Below are 21701 nucleotides of genomic sequence, written 5' to 3' on the forward strand. Positions count from 1 at the left end.
TGCTGCCCCTGGCTTTCACTCAAAGGAGCCAAGCCATGGCCACCAATGCAGAAGCAACAGCCGCGCCCGTCGGCGCGGTTGTCCTGATCTCCGCCGACGACATTCGCGGCAAGGCCGTGCATGGCCGCGATGGCGACAAGCTGGGTACGATGGCCAAGCTTATCCTTGATGAGCGGACCGGACAGATCGCCTATGTCATCCTGTCCACCGGGGGATTTCTCGGATTGGGGCAGAGCTATCACCCCATTCCTTGGTCGGCTTTTCGCTTCGACGAGACCGAGGGCGGATATGTGGCGAACATCGACAAACGATTGCTGGAAGGCGCGCCTAGTTTTCGGCCGGATTCAGCACCTGTATTCGATGAAGCCTATGGCCGTCGCGTGACCGACTATTACCGGGTCGCGCCAACGTGCGCCGACTGATCCGCACGGGCCTTGCCCGGGATCAGGGACAGGAACATTTGCCCAGCATCGAATAGATGCCGGGCTTATGCGTGATCGGTGCTATGGTGCATCTGCGAGTCCGTATCCTTCTGGAAGGAGTGCGAGATTCGCGATTACCGGACACAGCTTTCATCACCGCGAGCTTTCCGGCTTTCCCCGGAAAGGGGCATTCATCATGAATCCGTCCGTCCAACCTGATGTTGCGCATGGCCTCGCGCTGGCGATCCTGACTTCTTCCGCCGCGCCCGCGTTGCTCCTCGACGGGGAGTTGACTGTCATAGCCGGCAGCACATCCTTTTACAGCGCATTCGGTCTTGATCCGCCCGATGTCAGCGGACAGTCGGTGTTTGCGCTCGGCGCAGGGGAATGGAACGTGCCCCAGCTTCGCTCGCTGCTCGACGCCACCCTTTCGGGCCATGTCAGGATCGAAGCCTATGAGATGGATCTCAAGGGTGGGCTGCCGCCCCGGCGCCTCGTTCTGAGTGCCCAGAAGCTCGACTATGGCGAACCGGAACTGGTCCGCCTGCTCCTGACCATCTCCGACGTGACGGAAGCCCGGCTCAGCGAAAAGCTCAAGGATGACTTACTGCGCGAAAAGGCGATCCTTCTCCAGGAGCTTCAGCACCGCGTCGCCAACAGTCTTCAGATCATTGCGAGTGTGCTCATGCAGAGCGCGCGGCGGGTGCAATCGGACGAGGCGCGGGGGCATCTTCACGACGCGCACAATCGGGTGATGTCGATCGCCACTTTGCAGCAGCAACTCGCGGCATCAAGGTTGGGCGAGGTCGAATTGCGGGAATATCTGACCCAATTGTGCAAAAGCCTGGGTGCTTCCATGATTCACGATCGCGACAAGGTGTCGATCGCGGTGACCGCGGACGGCACCAGCGTGAACGCCGACATCTCGGTCAGCCTGGGACTGATCGTCACCGAACTGGTCATCAATGCGCTCAAGCACGCGTTTCCCAGGGGGCGTGATGGCAGGATCCTTGTCGATTATCACATGCACGATGTCGGCTGGACTTTGTCGGTCAGCGACAACGGCATTGGCACGCCCGAGACGCTGGTCGATGCAAAGCCGGGCCTTGGCACTAGCATCGTTGAAGCTTTGGCCAGTCAGTTGCATGCGACCGTCGAGACCGAGGGTGGATACCCGGGGACGACCGTTTCGGTTACGCATACAAAATCTCCATCGTCCTAACGCAACCCTCGCGACGCAGGTCGAGATCGCACGGCACGAGATCACCTACGGCAAGCCGGCCCTGGCTGGAGGTGCAGTCGCGCGGGCGTCAACCGCTGGCCCGACTTATCAGTGCCCGACGTAATCGGACGCTTCTTCGCAGCCGGATTGAAAGAAGTGCATGGGTGCCTTGCATCGAAGGTCTGAAACCCCATCTATTGTGCAGTGCAGCAAGATGGTCATAATCACGCCTGTGCAGGCTGTCTCCGTCCAAGGTCACTATCATGCGCAAGCTCTCCGACACTATAATACGGCTTGCCTCGCTGCGTAACGCACCCGGTATGGGTGCAGTGCCCGGCGGCCGCCTCGAAAGCCTTCCGAATTTCGGCTCGAATCCTGGGGCTCTCCAAGCCCATATCTATGTACCGTCCACTCTCTGCGATGGAGCAGCCCTCGTCGTTGTTATGCATGGCTGTACCCAGACGGCGGCCGGCTACGACGTGGGGGCGGGCTGGTCCGAGATGGCCGATCGGTATGGCTTTGCCCTCCTGTTTCCTGAGCAGCAGCGGCAGAACAACCCGAACCTGTGTTTCAACTGGTTCTCGCCGGAGGACAGCCGCCGTGGTTCCGGCGAGGCGCTTTCGATCCGTCAGATGATCGATGCCGTCGCCAGTGCCCACCCGATCGATCCGGCGCGCATCTTCGTCACAGGCCTCTCCGCTGGAGGGGCGATGGCCTCGGTCATGCTGGCCACCTATCCGGAGGTGTTTGCCGGCGGCGCGATCATCGCCGGTCTGCCCTACGGCTGCGCGAGCACGATCCCGCAAGCTTTTGATCGCATGCGCGGGCACGACGTCCCGCCTGAGGCCGAGCTTGCAGCGCTGGTTCGCGGCGCCTCCGATCATTCGGGACCATGGCCTACCCTCTCGATCTGGCATGGCAGCGGCGACCCGACGGTGAACCCCACAAACGCCGACGCCATCATAGCCCAGTGGCGCGCTCTGCATGGGGTCGGCCTCGATCCCGCGCGGACCGAGGCCGTCGATGGATATCCCAGGCGCGTCTGGTGCGATGCCGCCGGCCACGAGGTAATCGAGGAATACAGCATCACCGGCATGGGCCATGGTACGCCGCTCGATACCGCGGGCGAGAACGGCTGCGGCAGGAGCGGTGCCTATATGCTGGAGGCCAGCATTTCCTCCACACGACACATCTGCCGATTCTGGGGCTTAGTGAGCAGCGACAAGCATGCTATTCATGCTCGGCCTGCCGAGGCGGGAACTACCAGACAGAACCTTGCTCCGATATCTGGATCGAAAGCGGTGAATGAGGCCCCGGGTGCCGGCATTCCGACGGCGCGACCGCTGTTCAAAGCGCCCGCAGTCGGCGGAGTGGGCAAAGTGATTGAGGATGCGCTTCGGGCAGCCGGGCTCATGCGTTAGCGGCTCGCGAACTCGGTGTACGCCATGACCCACTGGACTTGAACAGTATCCTCACCCATTCACGCGGGCATGGGGAATGGCTTCGGTGGGTCGCCAGGCGTCCTGGTGCCTTCCTGTTTATCGCGCGCCAAAGCGTTCTTCGAGCGGCCACTCCTCTGGCCATCGGAGAATGATCATGGAATTGCCTGAAACTGAACTCACCGCCACCAAGCGCCAGGTCTGGAATGCCGGAAGGGCCGTTGGCGCTAAGCGTGCGCTGAAACCGAAGCAGATTTGGGAGATCCGATTTTACCTAAATCAGCGCCGCCGTTTGCGAGATCGAGCGCTGTTCGATCTGGCGATCGACAGCAAACTCAGGGGCTGCGACTTGGTGCAGATGAAGATCGGCGACCTTGTTAGCGGCGGACAAATTCGAACGCGTGCGATCGTGATGCAGCAGAAAACAGGTCGGCCTGTTCAGTTCGAGCTGCTTCCAGACGCTAGGGCCAGTCTACTGGCCTGGCTTGAGCGGCGGGGCGGCACGGTGGACGACTATGTCTTTCCGAGCAGGGTTGATCATAATGGGCATCTCAGCACCCGACAGTATGCCCGGCTCGTCGATGAATGGGTGACAGGGGTCGGTCTGATGCGAAACGAGTACGGCACGCACTCACTTCGCCGGACGAAGGCATCAATAATCTACCGGGCAACCGGCAACCTTCGCGCCGTCCAGATCCTCCTCGGTCATAGCAAGATCGAGAATACGGTGCGCTATCTCGGGATCGACGTGGAAGACGCGCTCGCCTTAGCCGAAAACACCGAAATCTGACTCGTTGGCTCCTCGCGTCCCGCGAGGAGCCATTTTAACGCGCTTGGGAAAATTGCTGCCCTTCCCAAGCCGCTTATCGAACGGCAGAGTTGGTCAAAAGCCGTCATTCACTGGAAGATCTGCGGAAGTCCGACTTTGGTCGGAAGCGGAATGTGAACCCACGTTCATCAACACCGCTTGCGGCCCTAAATCTCCTCTTCAGCGACGCCATAACTGGGGGTGGTGAGCGAAAGTAGAGCAGGGGTGCCGCCCGCCTCCGGCACCGCGCTCTATGCTTCGGCAAGCCTGCGCACCGAGCCCCTGACGGGTCTCGGCCAGAGGTAACGATCGCTGGCGGATGAACAGGCTCTGCCGGTTGCGCAGACGCGGCATTGCCGCGGCGTTTTGCTGGTGGCCTTTCCCGTCTGGCGGGTGCGGGCGTCGCTCCCTCCTAAGGCCCGCCACGGCGGGCCGCAAGCCTAGCGGCTGCTCCACTGCGTTGCGCCCCAGCGGCTGACGCCTTGGGTGCGGGCCGCCGTTCGAGGCGGGCCTTTCCGGTCCCTCTCGCCGCCCACCCCCGCATCCGGGGAAGGCCTGTTGGTGAGGGCGGGGAGGAGGTCAGGACATGCGTTCGAATTCACGTCGTCACACCCGCGATCAAGCCGAAATTCCGCAACCCCAGTCGTCTCGCATCAGCCTCTATGACGAGGTGACCACGAAGATTGTTCGTGAGCTTGAGGCAGGGCGTTTCCCGTGGGCGCAGCCTTGGGGAAGCGCGGGTGCCGCGGCCCCCGGTCTGCCGCGCAACGCGCATACCGGCCGCTGCTACAGTGGTGTCAATGTGCTGCTGCTGTGGGGTGCCGCGATCGAACATGGCCATCCCTCGCAAGGCTGGCTCACCTTTCGGCAGGCGCTGGAAGCAGGCGGTTCCGTTCGCAAGGGCGAGCGCGGTGTCACCGTCGTCTATGCCGATCGTTTCATCCCGAAGGGCGAAGCGGAACGCGCCACGCGCGAGGATGAGGAGGCGCGGGCGGTACCGTTCCTCAAGCGCTTCACCGTCTTCAATGTAGCGCAGTGCGATGGCTTGCGCCCGGAACTGGCAGCGGATCCGGCCCCGCTTCCCGAGCGTGAGATCGTACCGGTTGCAGAGGCGCTGATCGCGGCATCGGGTGCGGATTTCCGGGTCGGCGGCAACAAGGCATTCTATGTTCCTTCGGCCGGTTTCGTGCAGGTGCCGCCGCAGCCCGCCTTCTTCGAGCAGATCAACTATTATCGGACCTGCCTGCACGAACTCACCCATTGGACGGGCCACGCGTCGCGCCTTGCTCGTGACTTTTCGGGCGGGTTCGGCAGCAAACTATATGCCCGCGAGGAACTGGTTGCGGAGATGGGTTCCGCCTTCCTGTGTGCCGCGCTCGGGATCGTTCCGACTGTGCGCCACACCGACTATCTCGCCTGCTGGCTGGACCTGCTGCGCGAGGACAACCGGGCAATCTTTCGGGCCGCGAGCGTTGCCAGCAAGGCGGCCGATTTCCTGCTGGCGCACCATGCAGGGGCGGCGGGTGAGGGGAGGGCGGTGGCATGATCGTGCTCCCCCTCGATGTTCGCCACAGGCTCCGCGCCAACCATGATTTTCGTCGCTCTGCCGAGATCAACGCACGTCCCGAACCCGATCCACGGCCAACGCTCAAACTCTTCAATCCGCTGGGCGCGGCAACATGGCTGGCGCGCGAGCTGGCCGACGATGACGACATGCTTTTCGGCATCGCCGACTTCGGTTTCGGGTGCCCGGAACTTGGCTACTTCTCGCTGCGGGAGATCGTCAGCGTGAGGCTGCCGTTCGGTCTCGGCATCGAACGCGATGCTGGCTTTGAAAGCCTCGCGCCGCTGTCGTGCTGGGCCGAGCTGGCGCGCGTTCACGGCTCGGTTCTAGCAGCTGAAACCGTGCTTCGGGCGCACGCGAAATGGCGTGACGGAGGCACTGGATGAGATAGGTTCGTCCACGCCAAAAAATCGGGCGGGCGGCGCGCAGCGCCGCCCGCAATCTTGTCGGCCGAGAACGCTGACGAGGGGCTCCTCTGGTTCGCTCAAAACGGAGTGGCGGGATCACCGGCGGGGTGAGAATTTGGCGGGAAGTGGACGATCGGGAGCGGCACTTGCGAAGCCGAGTTGCGGAACAAAGCGGCTCCATTTCAGCCTTTGATTGTCGGCAATATCTCGGCTCTCAACAAGCGCACGGCCGGCATACGAAATGCAAAAGCGGCGCAGCGCGGAAAACGGCTTTCGGCCATCTTTCTGATCCTTCGAATGGGCATCGCGCACAACGGCAACATCCATCGGGTCGAGTTTGCATGGTTTGCTGCGGCTAAGTGCCTGACGGCAATAGTAGTTTGACCTCAGAATATGGCTATTTGCTTACAAATCGCCCTTTTATCGTGTTTTTCATGCGCCCGATCGGCTATGGAATGCTCCTTGGGAAGCCGGAATTCGCCCCGAAATCAGACCATTAGCAAGGATCACGCAATGTCTGAATTTGCCTGGAAAATGAAACACACCGAATGCACCTAGAGGTGCGATTTCTCGTTGTGTAGCAACGACTTAGCCTGATTTCACCCGAGCCGCTCGCAGCGGCTCAGCGTCATCAACGCAATTTCGCGATTGAATACAATATCTTAGCGAGCCGCTCCGGGCCGCTCGCTACATGCCGCTACGCAAATCGCTTGTTCGAGCGGCCCAGAGCGGCTAACAAGGGGAAGCCTTTTTAAGTCCCCATCAGCCTCCCCGCCAGGAGGCTGAATTTGTCTACACAGTTTCGCCGCTACACCGTCCGCATCGACAGCCGGCAGGCTGACGCGATCGAGGCCATCGCGAAGCGCACTGCGGAAACACCCACAGACGTTCTACGGCGTGCCGTTGACGGGTATCTTGCAAGCCGGGACAGCGACGCTGTCAGTGAACGTCGCACAGCGCGGATCGGCGAGTTTTCGCATCTCGTGCTCGACCTCATCATGCGCGAGCAATTCCCCGAGTTCCGTGAGCGACTGATTGCCGAAACGGACCGCCGCATGGAGCAATACCATGGGGCGTAAGGACATCCGTTCCGACGGGCGCAACATCCCGCTGACCCATCACTCCGCACGCGGCCGCGTCCAGCGCAACGCTGGCAATTTCACCCGCGGCAGCCAGCTTCTCACCCACGAGATGCTGATGTGGTTTTCCGGCGCGCGGATGCCATTCTTCTTCTGGTTCTTCAGCCTGATGGCGGCCTGGTTCGTCATCGCCTCGCTCACCCTCGACGAGCATGGTTTCCAGCTCGTCATGATGAAGGGCTATGCCTGGCTCTGGCAATTCGTTGAGCTCGATCCGCTCAAGCGCGTCAACGTCACGCTGCCCGATGGTTCGATCTTCCGGACTGTCATCGCACGCGTCGAATATGTGCCCGCCGTCATCCGTGCATGGGACACTGCGGTCCGCGCCGCGCTAGGCGCCGTCCTTACCTCGATCTTCATCACCATCCCGGCAGCTATCTGGTTCATCGACATCTCGAAGCGGCGCGGAAAGACGATCCTGCAGGAGCGCCACGAGCGCGGCGCGATGCTCGTCGACACCGGCCTGCTTCTCCATGAAGTCATCGCCCACAACCGCGCCCAGTTCGAGGAAGACGCCGCAAAATTCTTCCCCGCCCTCAAGATCAAGCAGGTGCTTGCGCTGCCCCTTGCGGAGCGCAAGCGCGCCGGCATCCACCACCCCTATACGCTCGCGGGTATCCCCTATCCCTACCGCCTCGAACAGTCCCACACGATGCTGATCGGCACCACCGGTTCGGGCAAGACGACGGTGCTGCGCCACCTCGTCAGCCAGATCCGAAAGCATCAGGATACGGCGGTCATCTTCGACCTCACCGGCGCCTATGTCGAAGCCTTCTACGACCCTTCACGCGACACCATCCTCAACCCGATGGATGTGCGCTGTCCAGCTTGGTCGATCTTCGATGATTGCACCACCTATGCCGAATTTGTCGCCGCCTCGGCCGCGCTGATCCCATCCGACGGCGGCTCCGCCGAGCCGTTCTGGGCACTCGCCGCGCGCACCCTCTTCGTCGAAATGTGCATGAAGCTCATCGAGAAGAAGCAGACCACCAACAAGGCCCTCGCGGACAACCTGATGACCGCGGATCTCAAGAAGGTCCACGTCTACCTCAAGGACACCATCGCCGATCCGCTGACCGCGCCCGAAGCCGCCAAGATGGCCGAGTCCATCCGTGCGGTTTTCAATACCAATGCGCAGGTGCTTCGCTTCCTCCCGGACACCGGCAAACACTTCTCGATCCGCGACTGGACGACCGCCGAGAAGGCGCCTGGATCGATCCTCTTCATCACCTCTCACTACGTCGATCTCCCGATGAACCGCGCACTGCTGACGCTGTGGATGGATCTCGCCATCAACAGCCTGATGACACTGCCGCGCACGCGCGACCTGCGCACCTGGTTCATGTTCGACGAGCTCGGCGCGCTCCACCGCCTGCCCGCCATCGAGAGCGGCCTCCAGACCGCGCGCGGCTTCGGTGGCGCGATGATCCTGGGCCTGCACAGCTTCGAGAAACTGAAGGAAGTCTATGGCGAGGAAGGGGCCCGAAACCTTGCCTCGCTCGCCCGCACCAAGCTCATTCTGGCGACCGCCGATCTCGACACCGCCGAGCAGTGCAGCCGCTACATCGGCAACCGCGAAGTGCGGCAGATGGACGAAGCCTATTCCTACGGCTTCAACAACACACGCGACGCGTCGACCCTGACTCCGCGGCGTCAGGTTGAGCCGCTCGTGCTGCCCGACGACATCACCAACCTGCCGTCGATGCACGGCTTTGTGAAGTTCCCGGACGGTTTCCCCGCGGCACGCATCAAGCTCACCTGGAAGGCGTACCCGGAAGTCGCTCAGGGATTCGTTCGGCGGCCAGCCGCCGAACCCCCGAAGCCTGGTCGCGGAGGTGGGGTGTTCAGGAAGGGGGAGGGTGAAGGCGAGGAAGCGGGAGGTCGCGATGGGGCCGGGCAGATCGTGGATGCCGGCATCACCGATCCCGCCAATCTTGCAAAGCATCAGGCCTCGATGATCCTCAACGACGAAGCCACGGACGAGCAGGAGGCGAGCGACAACCGGGCGATCCGGAACACGACCGAGCGCGCCGATGGCAACACGGATGACGGTCGGGCCGAACAGCGCAATGTCACCGCACAGGTTGCCAACGAGAACGACCCGCCGTCCCGCCAGCAGTCCGATGCAAGTGACAAACCGGCGACGCCGCTCGCCGCTCCGGTCGAGGATCAGGCCATCGTCGAACTGCGCCAGGACATGGCGCCCGACGATCGCGGCCACGACGAGTGGGGTATCTGACGATGCATTCCATCGCCTCCGTCCGATCCGCCTCCGGCGCCGCGAACTACTTCGCCAAGGATGATTATTACACCGTCGAAGGTTCCGCCGAAGTCAGCGAGTGGGGCGGGGAGGGGGCGGCAGCACTCGGGCTCGAGGGCGAGGTGACGAAGGACGCCTTCGAGAATATCCTCAACGGTGTCCTGCCTGACGGCGAAAAGGTCGGCCAGGTCGCCAACCGCCAGCCCGGCATCGACATGACATTCTCGATGCCGAAGTCGCTCTCGGTGATGGCCTATGTCGCCGGCGACAAGCGCCTGCTCGCCGCCAACCTAGACGCGGTCAAGAAGACGATGAAGTGGGTCGAGGCCAACCTCGCCGAAGGCCGCAAGGACATCGACGGGCGCAAGGTCCCGCACCAGACAGGTAACCTGGTCTACGCCCTGTTCGAGCATGACACGAGCCGCGCGCTCGATCCGCAGGGGCACATCCATGCCGTCGTCGCCAACCTCACCCGCATGGCTGACGGCAATTGGCAGGCGCTCCACAATGGCGAGATCTGGAAGCACAATTCGGTGATCGGATCGATCTACCACGCCTTCCTCAAGGAGAACGCGGAGAAGCTCGGCTATCTCACGGTGCCGAGCGGAAAGCATGGCACCTTCGAACTGCATGGCGTGCCGAAGAAGGTCATCGAAGCCTTCAGCCAGCGCAGTCAGGAGATCCGCGAGAAGGCCTCTGAGCTCGGCATCAAAAGCACACAGGGTCTGCGCGACGTCACCACCCGAACGCGCGATGCGAAACTCAACGTCGAGGACCGCGAAGCCCTTCGTGAATCATGGCGCGAGAAAGCCGCCGAACTCGGCTTCACCGGCAAGGATCTGCTCGATGCCGCCATGGCCCGGGCGGGGCGGATCGAGATCATGGCGCCGCTAGAACGCGGTGTTCGCGCGGTCTCCGACGCGATCGGTGCCGCGGTCGAAAGGATCGGCTCGTGGCTCCGTCCCAATGACCCGCTGGTGGGCGATCGCCTCGATCGCAGCGCGAAAACACCTGACGAAGCACGGGCCGCGCTCGCCGTTGCCTCCGCCGTCCGGATGCTTTCGGAACGCGAGGCGGCTTTCCCCGCCAACCAGATTGCGAAGACCGCGCTCGACTTTGGGCTGAAGGGGGTGACGATCGAAGGTGTCGAAGCTCGGATCGACCGGCTGGTGAAGTCCGGCGGCCTCATTCCAGGCGAAGACAAGCGGCAGAATGGCACCGTCATTCTGGTGACCACGCCGGACTCCCTCGCCACCGAAACAAGGATTCTCGAACGGGTCGATGCGGCAAGGGAGAAGGCCTCGCCGATCGTGGATGCTGCCGCCGCCGGCGACCGCCTGCGGGCGACACAGGCGCACGAACTGAACGCCGGCCAGCTCGCCGCCGCGACCCTGATCCTGTCCTCGTCCGACGCCGTCGTCATCATCCAGGGCGACGCCGGCACCGGCAAGTCGACCATGCTCCAGCCCACTGTCCAGATCGCGAAAGACGAGGGCCGTCCCGTGCTCGGCCTCGCCATCGCAAACAAGGTGGTGAACGACCTCGCGGCCGACACCGGGAGCGAGGCACAGACCATCGCCTCCTTCGTCGCCAACAACGAGAAATTCATCACCGACCGGACCAGTCCGGACTATCAGGCGGCGCGCCAGAAGCTCGAAGGCGCGCTCGTCGTGGTCGACGAAACGTCGCAGGTGCCCTCCGGCGACATGCTCAAGCTGCTCGAGATCCGCGAGGCTCTCGGCATCGACAAGATGGCGCTGATCGGTGACCGCAAGCAGTTGCTGCCCGTCGGCGCCGGCAAGATGTTCTCCGTCATCCAGAACGCCGGCGCCACCATGACGCGGATGAGCGAGAACCTGCGACAGCGGACCGACACTCTGCGGACCGTGGCGGCGCTCGCCGGCCGGGGGCGGGCCGGCGATGCGATGAAGGTGCTCGGCGACAATGTTGTCGAGGCGGAAAGCCCGGAAGCGAAGGCTGCCGAGACCTGGCTCGCGCTCCCGCCCGAAGATCGCGCCACGACCGCCGTCATCACGTCGGGCCGTGCGATGCGTTCCGAGATCAACCAGCGCATCCAGGACGGCCTCGCGGCCGAGGGCACGCTCAAGGGCGGCTCGATCATGCTGACCGTCCATGACCGCGTCAACACGACCAGCGAGGAACTGCGCTACGCCTCGACCTACCGGCCCGGCATGACCCTCGAAGTCAGCCGCGGTGGCGTGCGCACGCTGGGGCTGGACCGGGGCCGCTACAGCGTCGTCAAGCTGCACCCGAACGGCAAGGTCGAACTGTCCGACGGTCGCAAGCGGCTGCGCATCGACCCGCAAAGGATCTCGCCGGGCGACACAAAGGACCGGCTCGTCCTCACCCAGAGCAAGACGATCGAGCTTCGCGAGGGTGACCGCATCCGCTGGACGGAGCGCGACAAGACCCGCGACCTGCTCAAGCACGATACCGCCAGCGTCTCCTCGATCGACACCAACGGCGTCACCGTCGCCACCGCGCAGGGCAAGGATGTCACATTGCCGCTGGGCGATGCGATGCTCTCCCGCGTCGATCTTGCCTATGCGATCAACATGCACGTCGCGCAGGGTATGACGACGTCGCAGGCGATCGTCGCGATGGCCAGCCATGAGCGTCATCTCGCCAACCAGCGCCTGTTCAACGTCGCCGTTACCCGCGTCCGCGATGGACTGACCCTTGTTGTCGACAACGTCGAAAAGCTGACCCGCCAGCTCAACCGCAATCCCGGCGACAAGACATCGTCGCTCGAGACGACGGGGCAGATAGGCGGCCGCGGGGGTTCAGGTCCTGGGCCCGCTGAGCCGTTCGATCCCGGCCCGGTCGACGGCGCGGGAACGCCCGACCTGCCACCATTGCCCGACCTCGATGCGCTGCCGCCGCTGCCGTCGTCGGACGCTGAAAAAGTCGAGGGCAAGCCGGATCGCGACGCTCCGCCGCCCCCACCGCCGCCGCCTGCAGACAGCGACCTGCCGCCGCTGCCCGATCAGGAAGCCTCGCCGTCACCCGACTACGACAAGCTGGGCGACACGGCGAAAGGCGATGCGCCGGGGAAGGAAGCCGCCACCGGAAAGAAGGGCGACGACTCCCTGGGTATCCCGCCCGGGCTTCTGCCTGAACTCGAAAAGCCGGCTCTGCCGGTGCCCGAGCGCCAGCTCGGGCTCGATCTCTAATCCCGCTGCGAATGTCGCCGGCGGCAACACGAGGACCATGCCCATGTCAGGTTGGAATTTCGACAATGCCGGCCGCTTCGGTTCAGAGGAGGAAGCGCGCAAACAGGCAGATCGCGCAGGCATCGATCCGCGCGATGTCCGCACGCGCAATTTCGGCACCGAGGTCGAACTGGAAATTCGCCGCACCGCCGGCGACGCGAACGATCCCCCACGGCGCGGCTGGAAGTGATGAAAGGGGAGGGGACCGGTTCCGTGCGCCGGTCACCCGTCCACAGCCCGAATGGCGCACGCCTCGTCCCCGGAGAGCCGATCCCGATGATCGTCAAAAGTTCGACCAGAAAACAGGAAATAGAGGATTTCGACGTGGCCTGGCCCCACGACCGCCAGGACGCGCTGCGAGCCTCGGAGCGCGCCGACCTCCATGCCCACCGCCGCGGCATGGAAGGCGAGCGGGAATCTGCCTTCTACCTCGATCGCGACTTCGCCCACAGCGACGATCACGCGCTCATCCATGACCTTCGCCTGCCCGATGGGCTGGGCGGCTTCGCGCAGTTCGATCATATCCTGCTGTCGCGTCTCTCCCGCACCGCGACGATCTTCGAGGTAAAGCATTTCAGCGGCCGCCTGTCGAAGAACGATCATGGCGAATGGATGGTCTGGTACAAATCGTCCAAGCGCCCCATCGATATCGCCAATCCCGTCGAGCAGGTCCGTCGGCAGAGCAAGGTGCTTGAGCGCTGGCTGGCCGAACATGGTCACGACCAGGCATTCAACCGCATCGGCTGTTTCGTCGTGGTGCCTCCGAAATGCGGCATCGACCGCTCGCGCATCAAGCAGGCGGAGCCTGTGGTGAAGGCCGACAATATCTACCGGGAGTGGGTGCCCTTCGGCGGATCCTCACCGATCGGGCGGCTGTTCTCGGCCGGGATCAGTTCAGGCTCGTTGCGCGCTGTCGCCCAGCAGCTTGCCGCCGCGCACCAACCGGGTGAGCTGCCGCAGCTGCTCCGCCGCGAGCCCGAGCCGGACGTCCTTGTCGCGGAGTGGCAGCCCGCTGGGTGCACATCGGCCCCGGTGCCGCCGCCCGAGCCGGACAAGCCGATCATCGTCGAGATCAAGCCGTCCGCCGTGCAAACCGATGTCGCTCAGGATGGGCAGCAGGCACCCTCTGTCCCAGCTGTCTACTCCGAGATCGACCCGCCACCGGCGGATGTTGAGCCCGGAGCACCGCCGCGCAAGCGGGCCAAAGCGGGGCCCCTTGCCGTGTTCACACCGGGCGTTGAGCACAGGGCGCTCCCGGATGGCCGTGTCGCGCTGCGCGCGGTCAAGGATGATGCCGTCGCGGGCGTGCGGCTCAAAGCCGCCTGCACAGGCATCGCAAAATGGAACCCGCTCTACTCCAACTGGATCACCACCCCGGAAGACGCGGAGCGGATCCGCTCAATCCTCCTCAACACCACCTCGATCGGAGACTGAACATGAAGACCCATCTTCCTGCCTTCGTTCTCGCGGCCGCCTTCGTCAGCGCAGCCGCTTCCCCCGTCGCCGCCCAGAAGCTCGGCAAGGGCGGCACCGGCGTCGACGAGACGTCGGCCGTGCCGCAATGCCCCCAGCCCCTCGGCACGATCGCGCTGATCGAGGATCGTGCGCCGTCGATGGAAGACCAGCTTCCGCCCGGCATGCGTGCGCTCGTTGCGCTCGCCGAGCGTCAGAACGGTGGCGGCACCGCGAAGGTGGATCCGCTGCCCTTGCTCAAGCTCCTCGTCGCCCGCTCCAACTGTTTCCAGGTGGTCGAACGCGGCGGCGCCTTCGACGCGCTTCAGCGCGAGCGTGCGCTCGCCGCCGGGGGATCGATCGAGAACGGCCAGGCCCTCGGAAGTGCGACGCTCAAGGCCGCCGATTACCTGCTCAGTGCACAGCTTCTCTATTCCGATGCCAACAGCCGCGGCGGCGGCGCCGGTGTCGGTGGGACCTTCGGCTCGGCGATCGGCCTCAAGACCAAGACGCTTGAGAGCCAGACCATGCTTTCGCTCGTCGACGTGAAGACCGGCGTCCAGCGCGCCGTCGCCACCGGCTCGGCACGCAAGAAGGATGTCACCATCGTCGGCGGTGGATTGTTGCTCGATATCGGCGTCGGCGCACTGGGCGGTGCCTACACCTCGACCGACATCGGCAAGATCACCTCGCTGGCTCTCCTCGACGCGTTCCGCAAGCTTGCCGGCGACGCCATTGCGCGCATTTCCCCGCCAACCGCTGCCGCACCCGCGTCGGTGCCCGTTGCTGCGCCCGCCGCTGTCACACCTGTCGCGGCCGTCCCGGCCGCTCCCCGGCAATAGCGCCGGCAAAGGGGAGAAGGGGACGGATTGTCAGGCTTCTGCGGAGGGAAAGATCATGATCACCGACTTGCTCGGTACCGACACGGAAGCCACTGACGCCGAACTGACGGCGCTCGCAATGCGCGTCCACCGCGCTCTCGTTCGTCGGACAGGCTGTCGCCTTACGCCCGCGATGGTGCAGACGCTCGATCGCCTCGAGGCGACGGGTGCTTGGTGGGAGCGCATGCGTCTGGTCACTGCCCCCGCAGCTTTGCCGCCGCCACCCCGGCGCATGCCAAGCGCCGACTTCGACACACTGGGAATCTGACCATGACGCGATCGCGCGAGCCCGTCACAAGCATGATGGAGAACGACCATGGACGCCCAGGGCAACCTCTTCAGCCTTCCTTCCGAGACGCCGCACTTCGCGGAACCGAACCTGCAGATCAGCGAACCGGCAGAGGTAGCCGCAACGCAGGCTTTGCCGTCACCACTTGCGGCGCCCTGCGGTTTCCGCAACCGCAAGAACCTTCCCTGCCGGCGGCTTGCCTGCAGGCCGATGCTGCTGGACGGGCAGCAGATGCACTCGGCGGGCCGGCCCCTGCTTCTGTGCGAGGCGGAGTGCTTCAATGGCCTGGCCGAGGCCGGTATGGAGCCCCGCGTCATCACCATCGAGGATCCGGAATGGACGGCTCACGACTGAGACTGACAGGTCTTGTCGAATCGAGTCCGCGAGGACCGCTGCTCAAGCTCGACGATTGCACGCGGTGGCGGCTTGCCGGCGATCCCGTTGATCCGGATCTCATCGACCGCATCGTTCTGGTCGAAGGCATCGTGCAGGGATCGACCATCTCTCTGGACTATATTGCCGCGCACAAAGACGGCGGGCAGTGCCGATGAAATCGGCGACCTTCCGCCGCCTTCCCGAGTGCCGGTTTTGCGGCGCCGCCATGCCTGGCTGGACGATCGACACGCCGATCGCGACGTGCAGCCGGTGTAAGCGGCCGATGATCCGCCTTCGTCCGCTACTCGGCCGTGGCGGAACGGCGCGCATCGTCGGCCTGCTCCAATGCGGCTACGCGGCTCACGGACTGGCCACGATTACGCTTGTCGCGGCCTTCCTTATCCTGCCGATGCCCGCCCGCACCTTTGCGCGCCAGTTCGCGATTCTGCTCTTCATCATCGGCAGCGTGATGATCGTCGATGGCGCAATCGGCATTCGGACGCGCATCGACCATGTCGCGGACAGGCTGCGCACTGGCCGGGCTGCACTGGTGGCCGCCACGCTGCGGTTCTCTGGCGGCACCATCGCGATGATGCTCTGCATTTACGGCCCGACAGCGATCTAAAGCGGGGGCGTATGGCGCGAACCTCACAGCAGGAAAAGCAACTCATGCGCGAGCCTTCGACAGTCGGCGAACGCATCCGCGTCATCCGTCGGCGGGAAGAACTGAGTATCGATCACTTCGCTGCCGCGATCGGATATTCGAAGCGAGCGGTCATCAATTGGGAACAGAACGCCGCGCAGCCGCCGATTGCCGTGCTCGAACCCCTCAAACGTCTCTATGGCGCCGATCCGGAGTGGATCGCGACAGGAAAGCACAGCGACAATCCGCGGCCAGCAGTCGATTGGGAGCGGTTAGACCGGCTTAGCGCACTGATCGATACGCTCTGCTCGGAGATCGGGGCACGGTCCGACAAGAGAAGCCGTATGAAGCTTGCCCGGGATTTGTTCGATGGCGGCGCCGACGCCGATCAGGCGGTTGCAGCGCTTTTGCGCAGCATGATCCAGGCATTCGCGCCAGGAAGGCGATAATCCCCGCTACTGCAGGCGCGCCTTCGAACCGCGCATCGGGAGCAGATCAGCAGCAGCTTCATCGACGCGACCGACCGACCCACGGGGCACGAGATGCAGATGTCCGCGCCGCTCGCGGAGGTCCTCGGGTTGCTGATGCATTCCCGGCAACGCGCGCGGCGCAGTTAGATCTCCGGCATCCGCCCCATCGGCGATCTCTTCGACGAGCAGGTCGCAAACATATTGCAGATGGCATGCAATATGGGCTGCGCGACGATCGCCTTCGTCGAGCTCGTTCAAGGCAAGATCGACAAGTTCGCGCGCGCGCTGAAGTGCCGAGGATGCTGCCATATGACTCAGACCCGCTTTGCTAGGTGCCTCCGACCGTTGTGGTTTCAAAGGCGTTCCAAGGGTGTGGCATGTTTAGCTCGGCCTGAAAACGTCCGAAGTGGATGTCGGGCGGCATTTATCGACAGCAGCATACGGCCAGTGCAAAAAGTGCGGCGAGATCACGGAAAAATTGCATACCGGAACTGTCCGTAGATGGAATCTCTCGTGCAGAAAGCCGGTTGTTGCGTCGCGCGAAATCACCCTGTGTCGTGCCTATGCAGCAGGTATATTCTTTAGCCTGCGTCCCTCCCGACCCAGACGGTCTCGCGCAATTCGCGGATCCTCGAACAGGTCGCGCACGGCCCGCAGGCGGAACATATTCCACCAACGTTGCCAACGATGCTCGGCCGCGTCGTGAAGCATGTGGCAACGCTGACACAGCGCTGCGAGGTTCGACGGCGCGCTGTTCCCGGGATCGTGATCGAGATGGGCACAGGCGAGAACGACATAGGTGGTTCTCACCAGCTCCAACGCAAAGCTATCGATGGGGATCGGCTTGCCCCGGTCGGACCGCCAGCAGCAGGCCTCGGCGTCCCACCAGCGTCCGTCGCCAAGATGCGGAACACGCCTCAGATGCGGTCGCTGGCAGCGTTCGCATCGTGAGCCGGCGCGAACGAAGCGGATCACGCCGGATAATTGGGGCCAGTCGATCGGATAAAGCCAGCGGTTTTCGGGACGGATCGGCATGGCGATTCTATGAATCAATGTGAGTTGGGTGGGAAGGGGGTCGATCGCTTTTTGTTTTTGGTCTGGTCTTCAGATGTTCGTTTGCAGGGTGCCCTCGACCCTGACGCGCAGTAGGATGTGGGCACCGCACTGCAAGATTGGAGCTTCGCCGGAGACCGGTATGCTTATCGACATGGGGAAGGACTGGATGCGACCAACTCAAGCCGTTCCCCCACTCGCGGGTTACTGGCCGCTCCTGCCAGAGCCGGCCATTCCCGTTTCATTGAGCGGCCCGGAAGCAGTGCGCTTCAGAAGCGGTCGTTCGGTCAGTTTCCGGCGCCCCCAAAAGCCGCGCCGTTCATGACCCGCTCCGAACGAGCCCTAGTCGACCTCGGACTGTGAGAAATGCGCGCAGAGCTTGGCCTTCCCCCGGTTCTCCGAAACGTTCAGCGGCAAATTGTAGATGTCGAGCAGGAGCTGCTCGACATACTTCGCGATCCGGTTCGGAAGGTCGAGGTAGCTGAAATATATCAGCTGGATGTCTGCTGTCTGCTTGCGAGCCCAGTGGTCCAGGATGCGTGCGTCAAACGCGCCCTTTCCAACGTAGAGCGCGCGCATGTGAAAGCGTTGGTGGGCGTCGCAATACTCGTTCTTATGCCACAGGACGTAGACGCCGGATCGTTTCCTGAGCGACCAGTCCCGTACCAGAATGTTGTCGATCGTCCGGTCGCAGTAGTAGGCGATATTTGTGCGGCACAGCTCGTCGAGGGTCGGCGGAGTGCGCATCTCGGCGGCGGCCGTCTCGTCGAAAGCCGTGTCAGCCGCTCCGCACGAGCAGCCGCAGTCGTGGCATGGGCGGGCGCTGGCCATGCGTGGTCCATGACGGGTCAACGGATCATGCGCAAGCCGTCGACGTAGTATCGACGACAGCTGGTGCCGCTACCCGTGCGAAATGCCTCGCTCAAACCTATATCGTCCGCCATGAGCATCGACGCGATCATCGAACGGCGGCGGACGCAGCAGCAATGGGACCCTGAACTCTGGGACTTCGCCGAACGTGTCATGTTCGCTTCCAGAAATCAGCTGAACGATCCCGGCGTCGTGCCCGGACCGCTCCAACATGTCAGGAATGAGGCGCTGCAAGCGCGCCTGGACACGATTGATCACAACATCCAGTATCTCGACGTCCCTGGAGGTCCGCGCGACGACTGGCCGCCCGAGAAGGGATGGCTTAGCCCGTGGTGGTGGTTGCGGCTGCGCCATTGGACGCTATCCGAGTTCGCCCGCCGCGGAATAGCGGCCGGGCAAACGCCAGTCGTCGCGCCCGCGGTTCCCGTGCATCCCGATTTGCTCGGTGTTCATTCCGACAGGGCACCGCGACTTTTTCAGATAAGCCGCGTGCCCTTCCTGATGCGGTCGCTTGAGGAGGGACAGCTGCGTTTTGCGCCGGCGGTGGGTTACAAGGCGATGGAGGATGACGAAGCACGCTCCGACGACGAGTTGACCAAGGGCTATCGGCGGGCGAGTGGCCGCGTCACGATCACCACGCTCGACGGCAAGCCGATTAAGGCGCTCGGCGATGTCAGGTTCGACACAACCAGAGTAACCGCCGAAGGGGTCGCGCTGCCCTATTGGATGCTCTGCGCAAGCACCGACCTCGATCCGCGCTTGTTCGATGCCTTCCCAAGCGGTGAGGGAGACGACGGCGTTCTGGCCATTTTCGACCCGGCGGAATTCAAGCGCCGCGCCTCAGTAGCTTTGGCCAAGGCGCTGCCGGATGTGCGCGGTCGGATCGCGGTCATCGACTATTACGACGTCTTCCACCCTTCGGGTCTCTACATCTCGCCCGTTACGATGAAGGCGATGCGTTTCGCCTACCAGCGCGAGCTGCGCTTCGTGCTCGACCCAGGCCGCGGCGCCGTGATCGCCGACGGTGCGTTTTTCATGAATATTGGATCTATGGCCGACATCGCCGGCGTCTATGATAGCGACGGGCGCCGGATCGCCGGCATGGGTCCCGATACATACCTGAGGTAAATATCGTGCCGCCGCGGGCGGCAGTGGTATGCTGTCACATGACTAACAAAAATGACGACCTGATTTTCACCGAGGACGACTGGGATGCGGCGGTGCCCGCAGTGGCGCGCGACATGACGGCGTACCTTGCGGCGCGTCGCGCACCCATATTCGAAGATTTAGGCGATCACGGCGCGGGTTGGGGAAGTGGTTCCTTTCTGAGGCTGGGCAGCGGGATCTTCATCCTGACCAACGAGCACGTCACGAAAGCACGCCGCCGGAAGCAGGTGCTTACATCTCAGCTTCGCGAGAAGGATGAGATCTGGCGGATCATCGGCAACCACGTCGAGCTTCCCGCGCCGTATGACCTCGCCCTCCTGCCCGTGCCCAATTCCGTGTGGTCAGCGCCGCATGGCTCAACGCCCATTGAAATTGGTCAGATCTCGGTCGCGCACCGGCCGGTCGAGGGCGAGCTGCTTGCGTTCGCTGGCTTCGCCGGCCAACGGGTGAGCTTCCGCTTCAACAACCTGTTCTCCGAGGCAACCTGCTATGTCGCGCGCGAGATCGGGCTGCCGACAGACTCGCGCGTCGACAGCCGCTTCCATTTCGGCATCGACTACCGACCCGACCTCGCCGAAAACGTCGTCGGTAACGTTGGCCTGCCCCTGCCGCCAGGCCTCAGCGGCTCCACCGTCTGGAATACCAATTTCGTGGCTGCCAAAATGGCGGGCCGGGCATGGACGCCCGATCTGGCGGTCGTAACGGGCGTGGTCTGGGGCTGGCCGTCGGACCACGGGTCGATCGTGGCCACCCGTGCGGAATACGTCCGCAGCTTTCTGCTTCAGGCCGCGAAGGACCTCGGGACCGGGATCTGATTCGCCTCTGGCGTTCCCTGCCGCAGTCAGGCTGACGACTTCTTGAACCGCATCTTTCGGATCTCGATGAGCCGCACGGTAGACACTGCCCGAAGCGTTTCGGAGGCGTCAGATGGACATCACGAGGGGCTGGGGAGCGAAGGGGTAGTCCGAACGACCCGTGTGGGGCTTCCTGCATTCGACAGGTGTGTGAACAAGCGTCTGCTTCTTGCGTTAGGTTATCTGAAAGTTGTCGGTCGGAAAACGACCGGCCTCTCCCGTGCCCTGCCGCTGTTTGTTCTCTTCCAGAACATCAGGTGTTCGGCTGAAAGCCGCTCTTTCAACGTTGATCCGGGAATGACGGCAATGTTCCGATTCTACGACGCCGTCCGTACTGCAACTTAATGCGCCGTCCCATGATCGAGGATTACGGAAGCTTCATCACCTTACGCCGCTGCGGAATGCCTAAGAGCATCGATACGTTCAGAGCAAATCATATGCACCACCTGCCCAAGCTCCTCGACACGGTTAGCCAACCATGACAGCTGCTCGACACTGATGCGATAGTGTTTTGAATAACGCGCCTTGACATACGCGTCTTTCAGCTTTTCAAATAAAGATTTGTCGGCCCTCCGGTCCCGAGGCCACACATCGATGAGCCGGCGATCCAACCGCTCAGCTTGGGTTCTCAAGAATATCAGATTGTGCACATGCGGCGTGTAGAATGTATTCACTAACAGAGCACAATGGTAAAGGCTTTCTGTCGCTTGATGCAATAGGAAAGCCGCATCCTTCAAGTACCCCTTCTCCAATGCGATCTTTGCGAGATCAAATTTGCGATCCGCTCCGGGAAGCCATTCCTCGGCATACTCTTCCGCCATTGCCAATGCGGCTGCAGGCGTCTTCGGCTTTGGCTCGTGAAGCTCGGTATCGCCGTACTCATACAGGGCAATCCCGTCTCGCCGCACGTCCATGAAGAAATAGCGGCCATGCGCGAGGCCGTCGCCCGATGCCGCCCGCCCGAAACGGTCGAGAACTGCACTGGCCTGTGCATTCAGATAGAGGCGTTTTGGCCCGGTCTTGCTGTCGGGAAGGTCGATGTAATCCGCGCCGATCCATTCCCAGTGCAGTCCAGCGATCTCCCCGCGCCGAGCGCCGGTATAAATAAGCAGCCGGACAAAGGCGGTGAATTCCGGAATGCTGCCCTCGCGCT

The 21701-nt window shown here is 63.1% G+C and carries 23 protein-coding genes and 1 pseudogene; 20 read left to right on the plus strand and 4 right to left on the minus strand.

Features of this window, described 5'->3' with window-relative positions; translation table 11 throughout:
* Positions 1 to 35: 35 nt before the first annotated feature.
* The 18 genes from FHS96_RS27760 to FHS96_RS27845 all read left to right on the plus strand — a co-directional run bounded on the left by FHS96_RS27760 (position 36) and on the right by FHS96_RS27845 (position 16583).
* Entirely contained in the window at positions 36 to 422 is a 387-nt protein-coding gene (locus tag FHS96_RS27760) for a PRC-barrel domain-containing protein (protein WP_429599642.1), read from the plus strand.
* 196 nt (positions 423 to 618) lie between these two features.
* Positions 619 to 1644: a sensor histidine kinase gene (locus FHS96_RS27765; RefSeq protein ID WP_429599644.1), complete on the plus strand. Its 1026-nt coding sequence runs from the start codon at positions 619 to 621 to the stop codon at positions 1642 to 1644.
* Positions 1645 to 1907: 263 nt separating this feature from the next.
* Positions 1908 to 3065, plus strand: a complete 1158-nt coding sequence (locus tag FHS96_RS27770; protein WP_429599647.1) for an extracellular catalytic domain type 1 short-chain-length polyhydroxyalkanoate depolymerase — start codon at positions 1908 to 1910, stop codon at positions 3063 to 3065.
* 175 nt (positions 3066 to 3240) lie between these two features.
* Complete coding sequence (locus tag FHS96_RS27775; RefSeq protein ID WP_196224441.1) at positions 3241 to 3873, plus strand: tyrosine-type recombinase/integrase; 633 nt, start codon at positions 3241 to 3243, stop codon at positions 3871 to 3873.
* Between the two features lie 604 nt (positions 3874 to 4477).
* Positions 4478 to 5437: an ArdC family protein gene (locus FHS96_RS27780; RefSeq protein ID WP_429599650.1), complete on the plus strand. Its 960-nt coding sequence runs from the start codon at positions 4478 to 4480 to the stop codon at positions 5435 to 5437.
* Positions 5434 to 5841: a DUF2958 domain-containing protein gene (locus FHS96_RS27785; protein ID WP_429599652.1), complete on the plus strand. Its 408-nt coding sequence runs from the start codon at positions 5434 to 5436 to the stop codon at positions 5839 to 5841. The genes FHS96_RS27780 and FHS96_RS27785 overlap by 4 nt, the downstream gene beginning before the upstream one ends.
* 180 nt (positions 5842 to 6021) lie before the next feature.
* The gene (locus tag FHS96_RS27790) at positions 6022 to 6246 is read left to right on the plus strand and encodes a hypothetical protein (RefSeq protein ID WP_429599654.1); all 225 of its coding nucleotides are present in this window, start codon (positions 6022 to 6024) and stop codon (positions 6244 to 6246) included.
* 404 nt (positions 6247 to 6650) lie between these two features.
* Positions 6651 to 6941: a hypothetical protein gene (locus tag FHS96_RS27795; protein ID WP_429599656.1), complete on the plus strand. Its 291-nt coding sequence runs from the start codon at positions 6651 to 6653 to the stop codon at positions 6939 to 6941.
* A complete protein-coding gene (locus FHS96_RS27800) occupies positions 6931 to 9240 on the plus strand; it encodes a type IV secretion system DNA-binding domain-containing protein (protein ID WP_429599659.1) in 2310 nt (769 codons plus the stop codon). Before FHS96_RS27795 ends, FHS96_RS27800 begins: the two co-directional genes overlap by 11 nt.
* 2 nt (positions 9241 to 9242) lie before the next feature.
* Complete coding sequence (gene mobF, locus FHS96_RS27805) at positions 9243 to 12455, plus strand: MobF family relaxase (RefSeq protein WP_429599661.1); 3213 nt, start codon at positions 9243 to 9245, stop codon at positions 12453 to 12455.
* 43 nt (positions 12456 to 12498) lie between these two features.
* The gene (locus FHS96_RS27810) at positions 12499 to 12684 is read left to right on the plus strand and encodes a hypothetical protein (RefSeq protein WP_429599663.1); all 186 of its coding nucleotides are present in this window, start codon (positions 12499 to 12501) and stop codon (positions 12682 to 12684) included.
* Between the two features lie 209 nt (positions 12685 to 12893).
* Positions 12894 to 13928 (plus strand): nuclease-related domain-containing protein, encoded by a 1035-nt coding sequence (locus tag FHS96_RS27815; RefSeq protein ID WP_429599702.1) that lies wholly within the window; start codon positions 12894 to 12896, stop codon positions 13926 to 13928.
* A gap of 2 nt (positions 13929 to 13930) precedes the next feature.
* A complete protein-coding gene (locus FHS96_RS27820; protein ID WP_429599665.1) occupies positions 13931 to 14788 on the plus strand; it encodes a CsgG/HfaB family protein in 858 nt (285 codons plus the stop codon).
* 55 nt (positions 14789 to 14843) lie between these two features.
* Positions 14844 to 15095, plus strand: coding sequence for a hypothetical protein (locus FHS96_RS27825; protein ID WP_429599668.1), 252 nt, complete (start codon positions 14844 to 14846; stop codon positions 15093 to 15095).
* Between the two features lie 48 nt (positions 15096 to 15143).
* Positions 15144 to 15470: a hypothetical protein gene (locus FHS96_RS27830; RefSeq protein WP_429599670.1), complete on the plus strand. Its 327-nt coding sequence runs from the start codon at positions 15144 to 15146 to the stop codon at positions 15468 to 15470.
* Positions 15452 to 15667, plus strand: a complete 216-nt coding sequence (locus FHS96_RS27835) for a DUF5818 domain-containing protein (protein WP_429599671.1) — start codon at positions 15452 to 15454, stop codon at positions 15665 to 15667. Before FHS96_RS27830 ends, FHS96_RS27835 begins: the two co-directional genes overlap by 19 nt.
* 107 nt (positions 15668 to 15774) lie before the next feature.
* The gene (locus FHS96_RS27840; RefSeq protein WP_429599673.1) at positions 15775 to 16116 is read left to right on the plus strand and encodes a hypothetical protein; all 342 of its coding nucleotides are present in this window, start codon (positions 15775 to 15777) and stop codon (positions 16114 to 16116) included.
* A gap of 11 nt (positions 16117 to 16127) precedes the next feature.
* A complete protein-coding gene (locus FHS96_RS27845; RefSeq protein ID WP_429599676.1) occupies positions 16128 to 16583 on the plus strand; it encodes a helix-turn-helix domain-containing protein in 456 nt (151 codons plus the stop codon).
* Positions 16584 to 16589: 6 nt separating this feature from the next.
* Here FHS96_RS27845 and FHS96_RS27850 read toward each other — a convergent pair whose 3' ends face one another.
* From FHS96_RS27850 to FHS96_RS27860, 3 genes are all read right to left on the minus strand, one after another.
* Complete coding sequence (locus FHS96_RS27850) at positions 16590 to 16913, minus strand: hypothetical protein (protein ID WP_429599678.1); 324 nt, start codon at positions 16911 to 16913, stop codon at positions 16590 to 16592.
* A 252-nt stretch (positions 16914 to 17165) separates the two neighbouring features.
* Positions 17166 to 17639: a hypothetical protein gene (locus FHS96_RS27855; RefSeq protein WP_429599680.1), complete on the minus strand. Its 474-nt coding sequence runs from the start codon at positions 17637 to 17639 to the stop codon at positions 17166 to 17168.
* A gap of 360 nt (positions 17640 to 17999) precedes the next feature.
* Complete coding sequence (locus FHS96_RS27860; protein WP_429599683.1) at positions 18000 to 18488, minus strand: hypothetical protein; 489 nt, start codon at positions 18486 to 18488, stop codon at positions 18000 to 18002.
* A gap of 111 nt (positions 18489 to 18599) precedes the next feature.
* Here FHS96_RS27860 and FHS96_RS27865 point away from each other — a divergent pair, with 111 nt between their 5' ends.
* Entirely contained in the window at positions 18600 to 19655 is a 1056-nt protein-coding gene (locus FHS96_RS27865) for a hypothetical protein (RefSeq protein ID WP_429599686.1), read from the plus strand.
* 38 nt (positions 19656 to 19693) lie between these two features.
* Positions 19694 to 20509: a hypothetical protein gene (locus FHS96_RS27870; protein ID WP_429599689.1), complete on the plus strand. Its 816-nt coding sequence runs from the start codon at positions 19694 to 19696 to the stop codon at positions 20507 to 20509.
* Positions 20510 to 20934: 425 nt separating this feature from the next.
* Here FHS96_RS27870 and FHS96_RS27875 read toward each other — a convergent pair.
* Positions 20935 to 21492: pseudogene (locus FHS96_RS27875) on the minus strand (HEPN domain-containing protein); the annotation flags it as partial.
* Between the last annotated feature and the right edge of the window lie 209 nt (positions 21493 to 21701).

This window comes from Sphingomonas zeicaulis, assembly GCF_050433225.1.
Taxonomy (GTDB): Bacteria; Pseudomonadota; Alphaproteobacteria; order Sphingomonadales; family Sphingomonadaceae; genus Sphingomonas_D; species Sphingomonas_D zeicaulis.

Excerpts from the sequence above, each read along its gene's own strand:
- FHS96_RS27760 (WP_429599642.1), top strand. The coding sequence starts at position 36 with ATGGCCACCAATGCAGAAGCAACAGCCGCGCCCGTCGGCGCGGTTGTC.
- FHS96_RS27765 (WP_429599644.1), top strand. The coding sequence starts at position 619 with ATGAATCCGTCCGTCCAACCTGATGTTGCGCATGGCCTCGCGCTGGCG.
- FHS96_RS27770 (WP_429599647.1), top strand. The coding sequence starts at position 1,908 with ATGCGCAAGCTCTCCGACACTATAATACGGCTTGCCTCGCTGCGTAAC.
- FHS96_RS27775 (WP_196224441.1), top strand. The coding sequence starts at position 3,241 with ATGGAATTGCCTGAAACTGAACTCACCGCCACCAAGCGCCAGGTCTGG.
- FHS96_RS27780 (WP_429599650.1), top strand. The coding sequence starts at position 4,478 with ATGCGTTCGAATTCACGTCGTCACACCCGCGATCAAGCCGAAATTCCG.
- FHS96_RS27785 (WP_429599652.1), top strand. The coding sequence starts at position 5,434 with ATGATCGTGCTCCCCCTCGATGTTCGCCACAGGCTCCGCGCCAACCAT.
- FHS96_RS27800 (WP_429599659.1), top strand. The coding sequence starts at position 6,931 with ATGGGGCGTAAGGACATCCGTTCCGACGGGCGCAACATCCCGCTGACC.
- mobF (WP_429599661.1), top strand. The coding sequence starts at position 9,243 with ATGCATTCCATCGCCTCCGTCCGATCCGCCTCCGGCGCCGCGAACTAC.
- FHS96_RS27810 (WP_429599663.1), top strand. The coding sequence starts at position 12,499 with ATGTCAGGTTGGAATTTCGACAATGCCGGCCGCTTCGGTTCAGAGGAG.
- FHS96_RS27815 (WP_429599702.1), top strand. The coding sequence starts at position 12,894 with ATGGAAGGCGAGCGGGAATCTGCCTTCTACCTCGATCGCGACTTCGCC.
- FHS96_RS27820 (WP_429599665.1), top strand. The coding sequence starts at position 13,931 with ATGAAGACCCATCTTCCTGCCTTCGTTCTCGCGGCCGCCTTCGTCAGC.
- FHS96_RS27825 (WP_429599668.1), top strand. The coding sequence starts at position 14,844 with ATGATCACCGACTTGCTCGGTACCGACACGGAAGCCACTGACGCCGAA.
- FHS96_RS27830 (WP_429599670.1), top strand. The coding sequence starts at position 15,144 with ATGGACGCCCAGGGCAACCTCTTCAGCCTTCCTTCCGAGACGCCGCAC.
- FHS96_RS27835 (WP_429599671.1), top strand. The coding sequence starts at position 15,452 with ATGGACGGCTCACGACTGAGACTGACAGGTCTTGTCGAATCGAGTCCG.
- FHS96_RS27840 (WP_429599673.1), top strand. The coding sequence starts at position 15,775 with ATGATCCGCCTTCGTCCGCTACTCGGCCGTGGCGGAACGGCGCGCATC.
- FHS96_RS27845 (WP_429599676.1), top strand. The coding sequence starts at position 16,128 with ATGGCGCGAACCTCACAGCAGGAAAAGCAACTCATGCGCGAGCCTTCG.
- FHS96_RS27850 (WP_429599678.1), bottom strand. The coding sequence starts at position 16,913 with ATGGCAGCATCCTCGGCACTTCAGCGCGCGCGCGAACTTGTCGATCTT.
- FHS96_RS27855 (WP_429599680.1), bottom strand. The coding sequence starts at position 17,639 with ATGCCGATCCGTCCCGAAAACCGCTGGCTTTATCCGATCGACTGGCCC.
- FHS96_RS27860 (WP_429599683.1), bottom strand. The coding sequence starts at position 18,488 with ATGGCCAGCGCCCGCCCATGCCACGACTGCGGCTGCTCGTGCGGAGCG.
- FHS96_RS27865 (WP_429599686.1), top strand. The coding sequence starts at position 18,600 with ATGAGCATCGACGCGATCATCGAACGGCGGCGGACGCAGCAGCAATGG.
- FHS96_RS27870 (WP_429599689.1), top strand. The coding sequence starts at position 19,694 with ATGACTAACAAAAATGACGACCTGATTTTCACCGAGGACGACTGGGAT.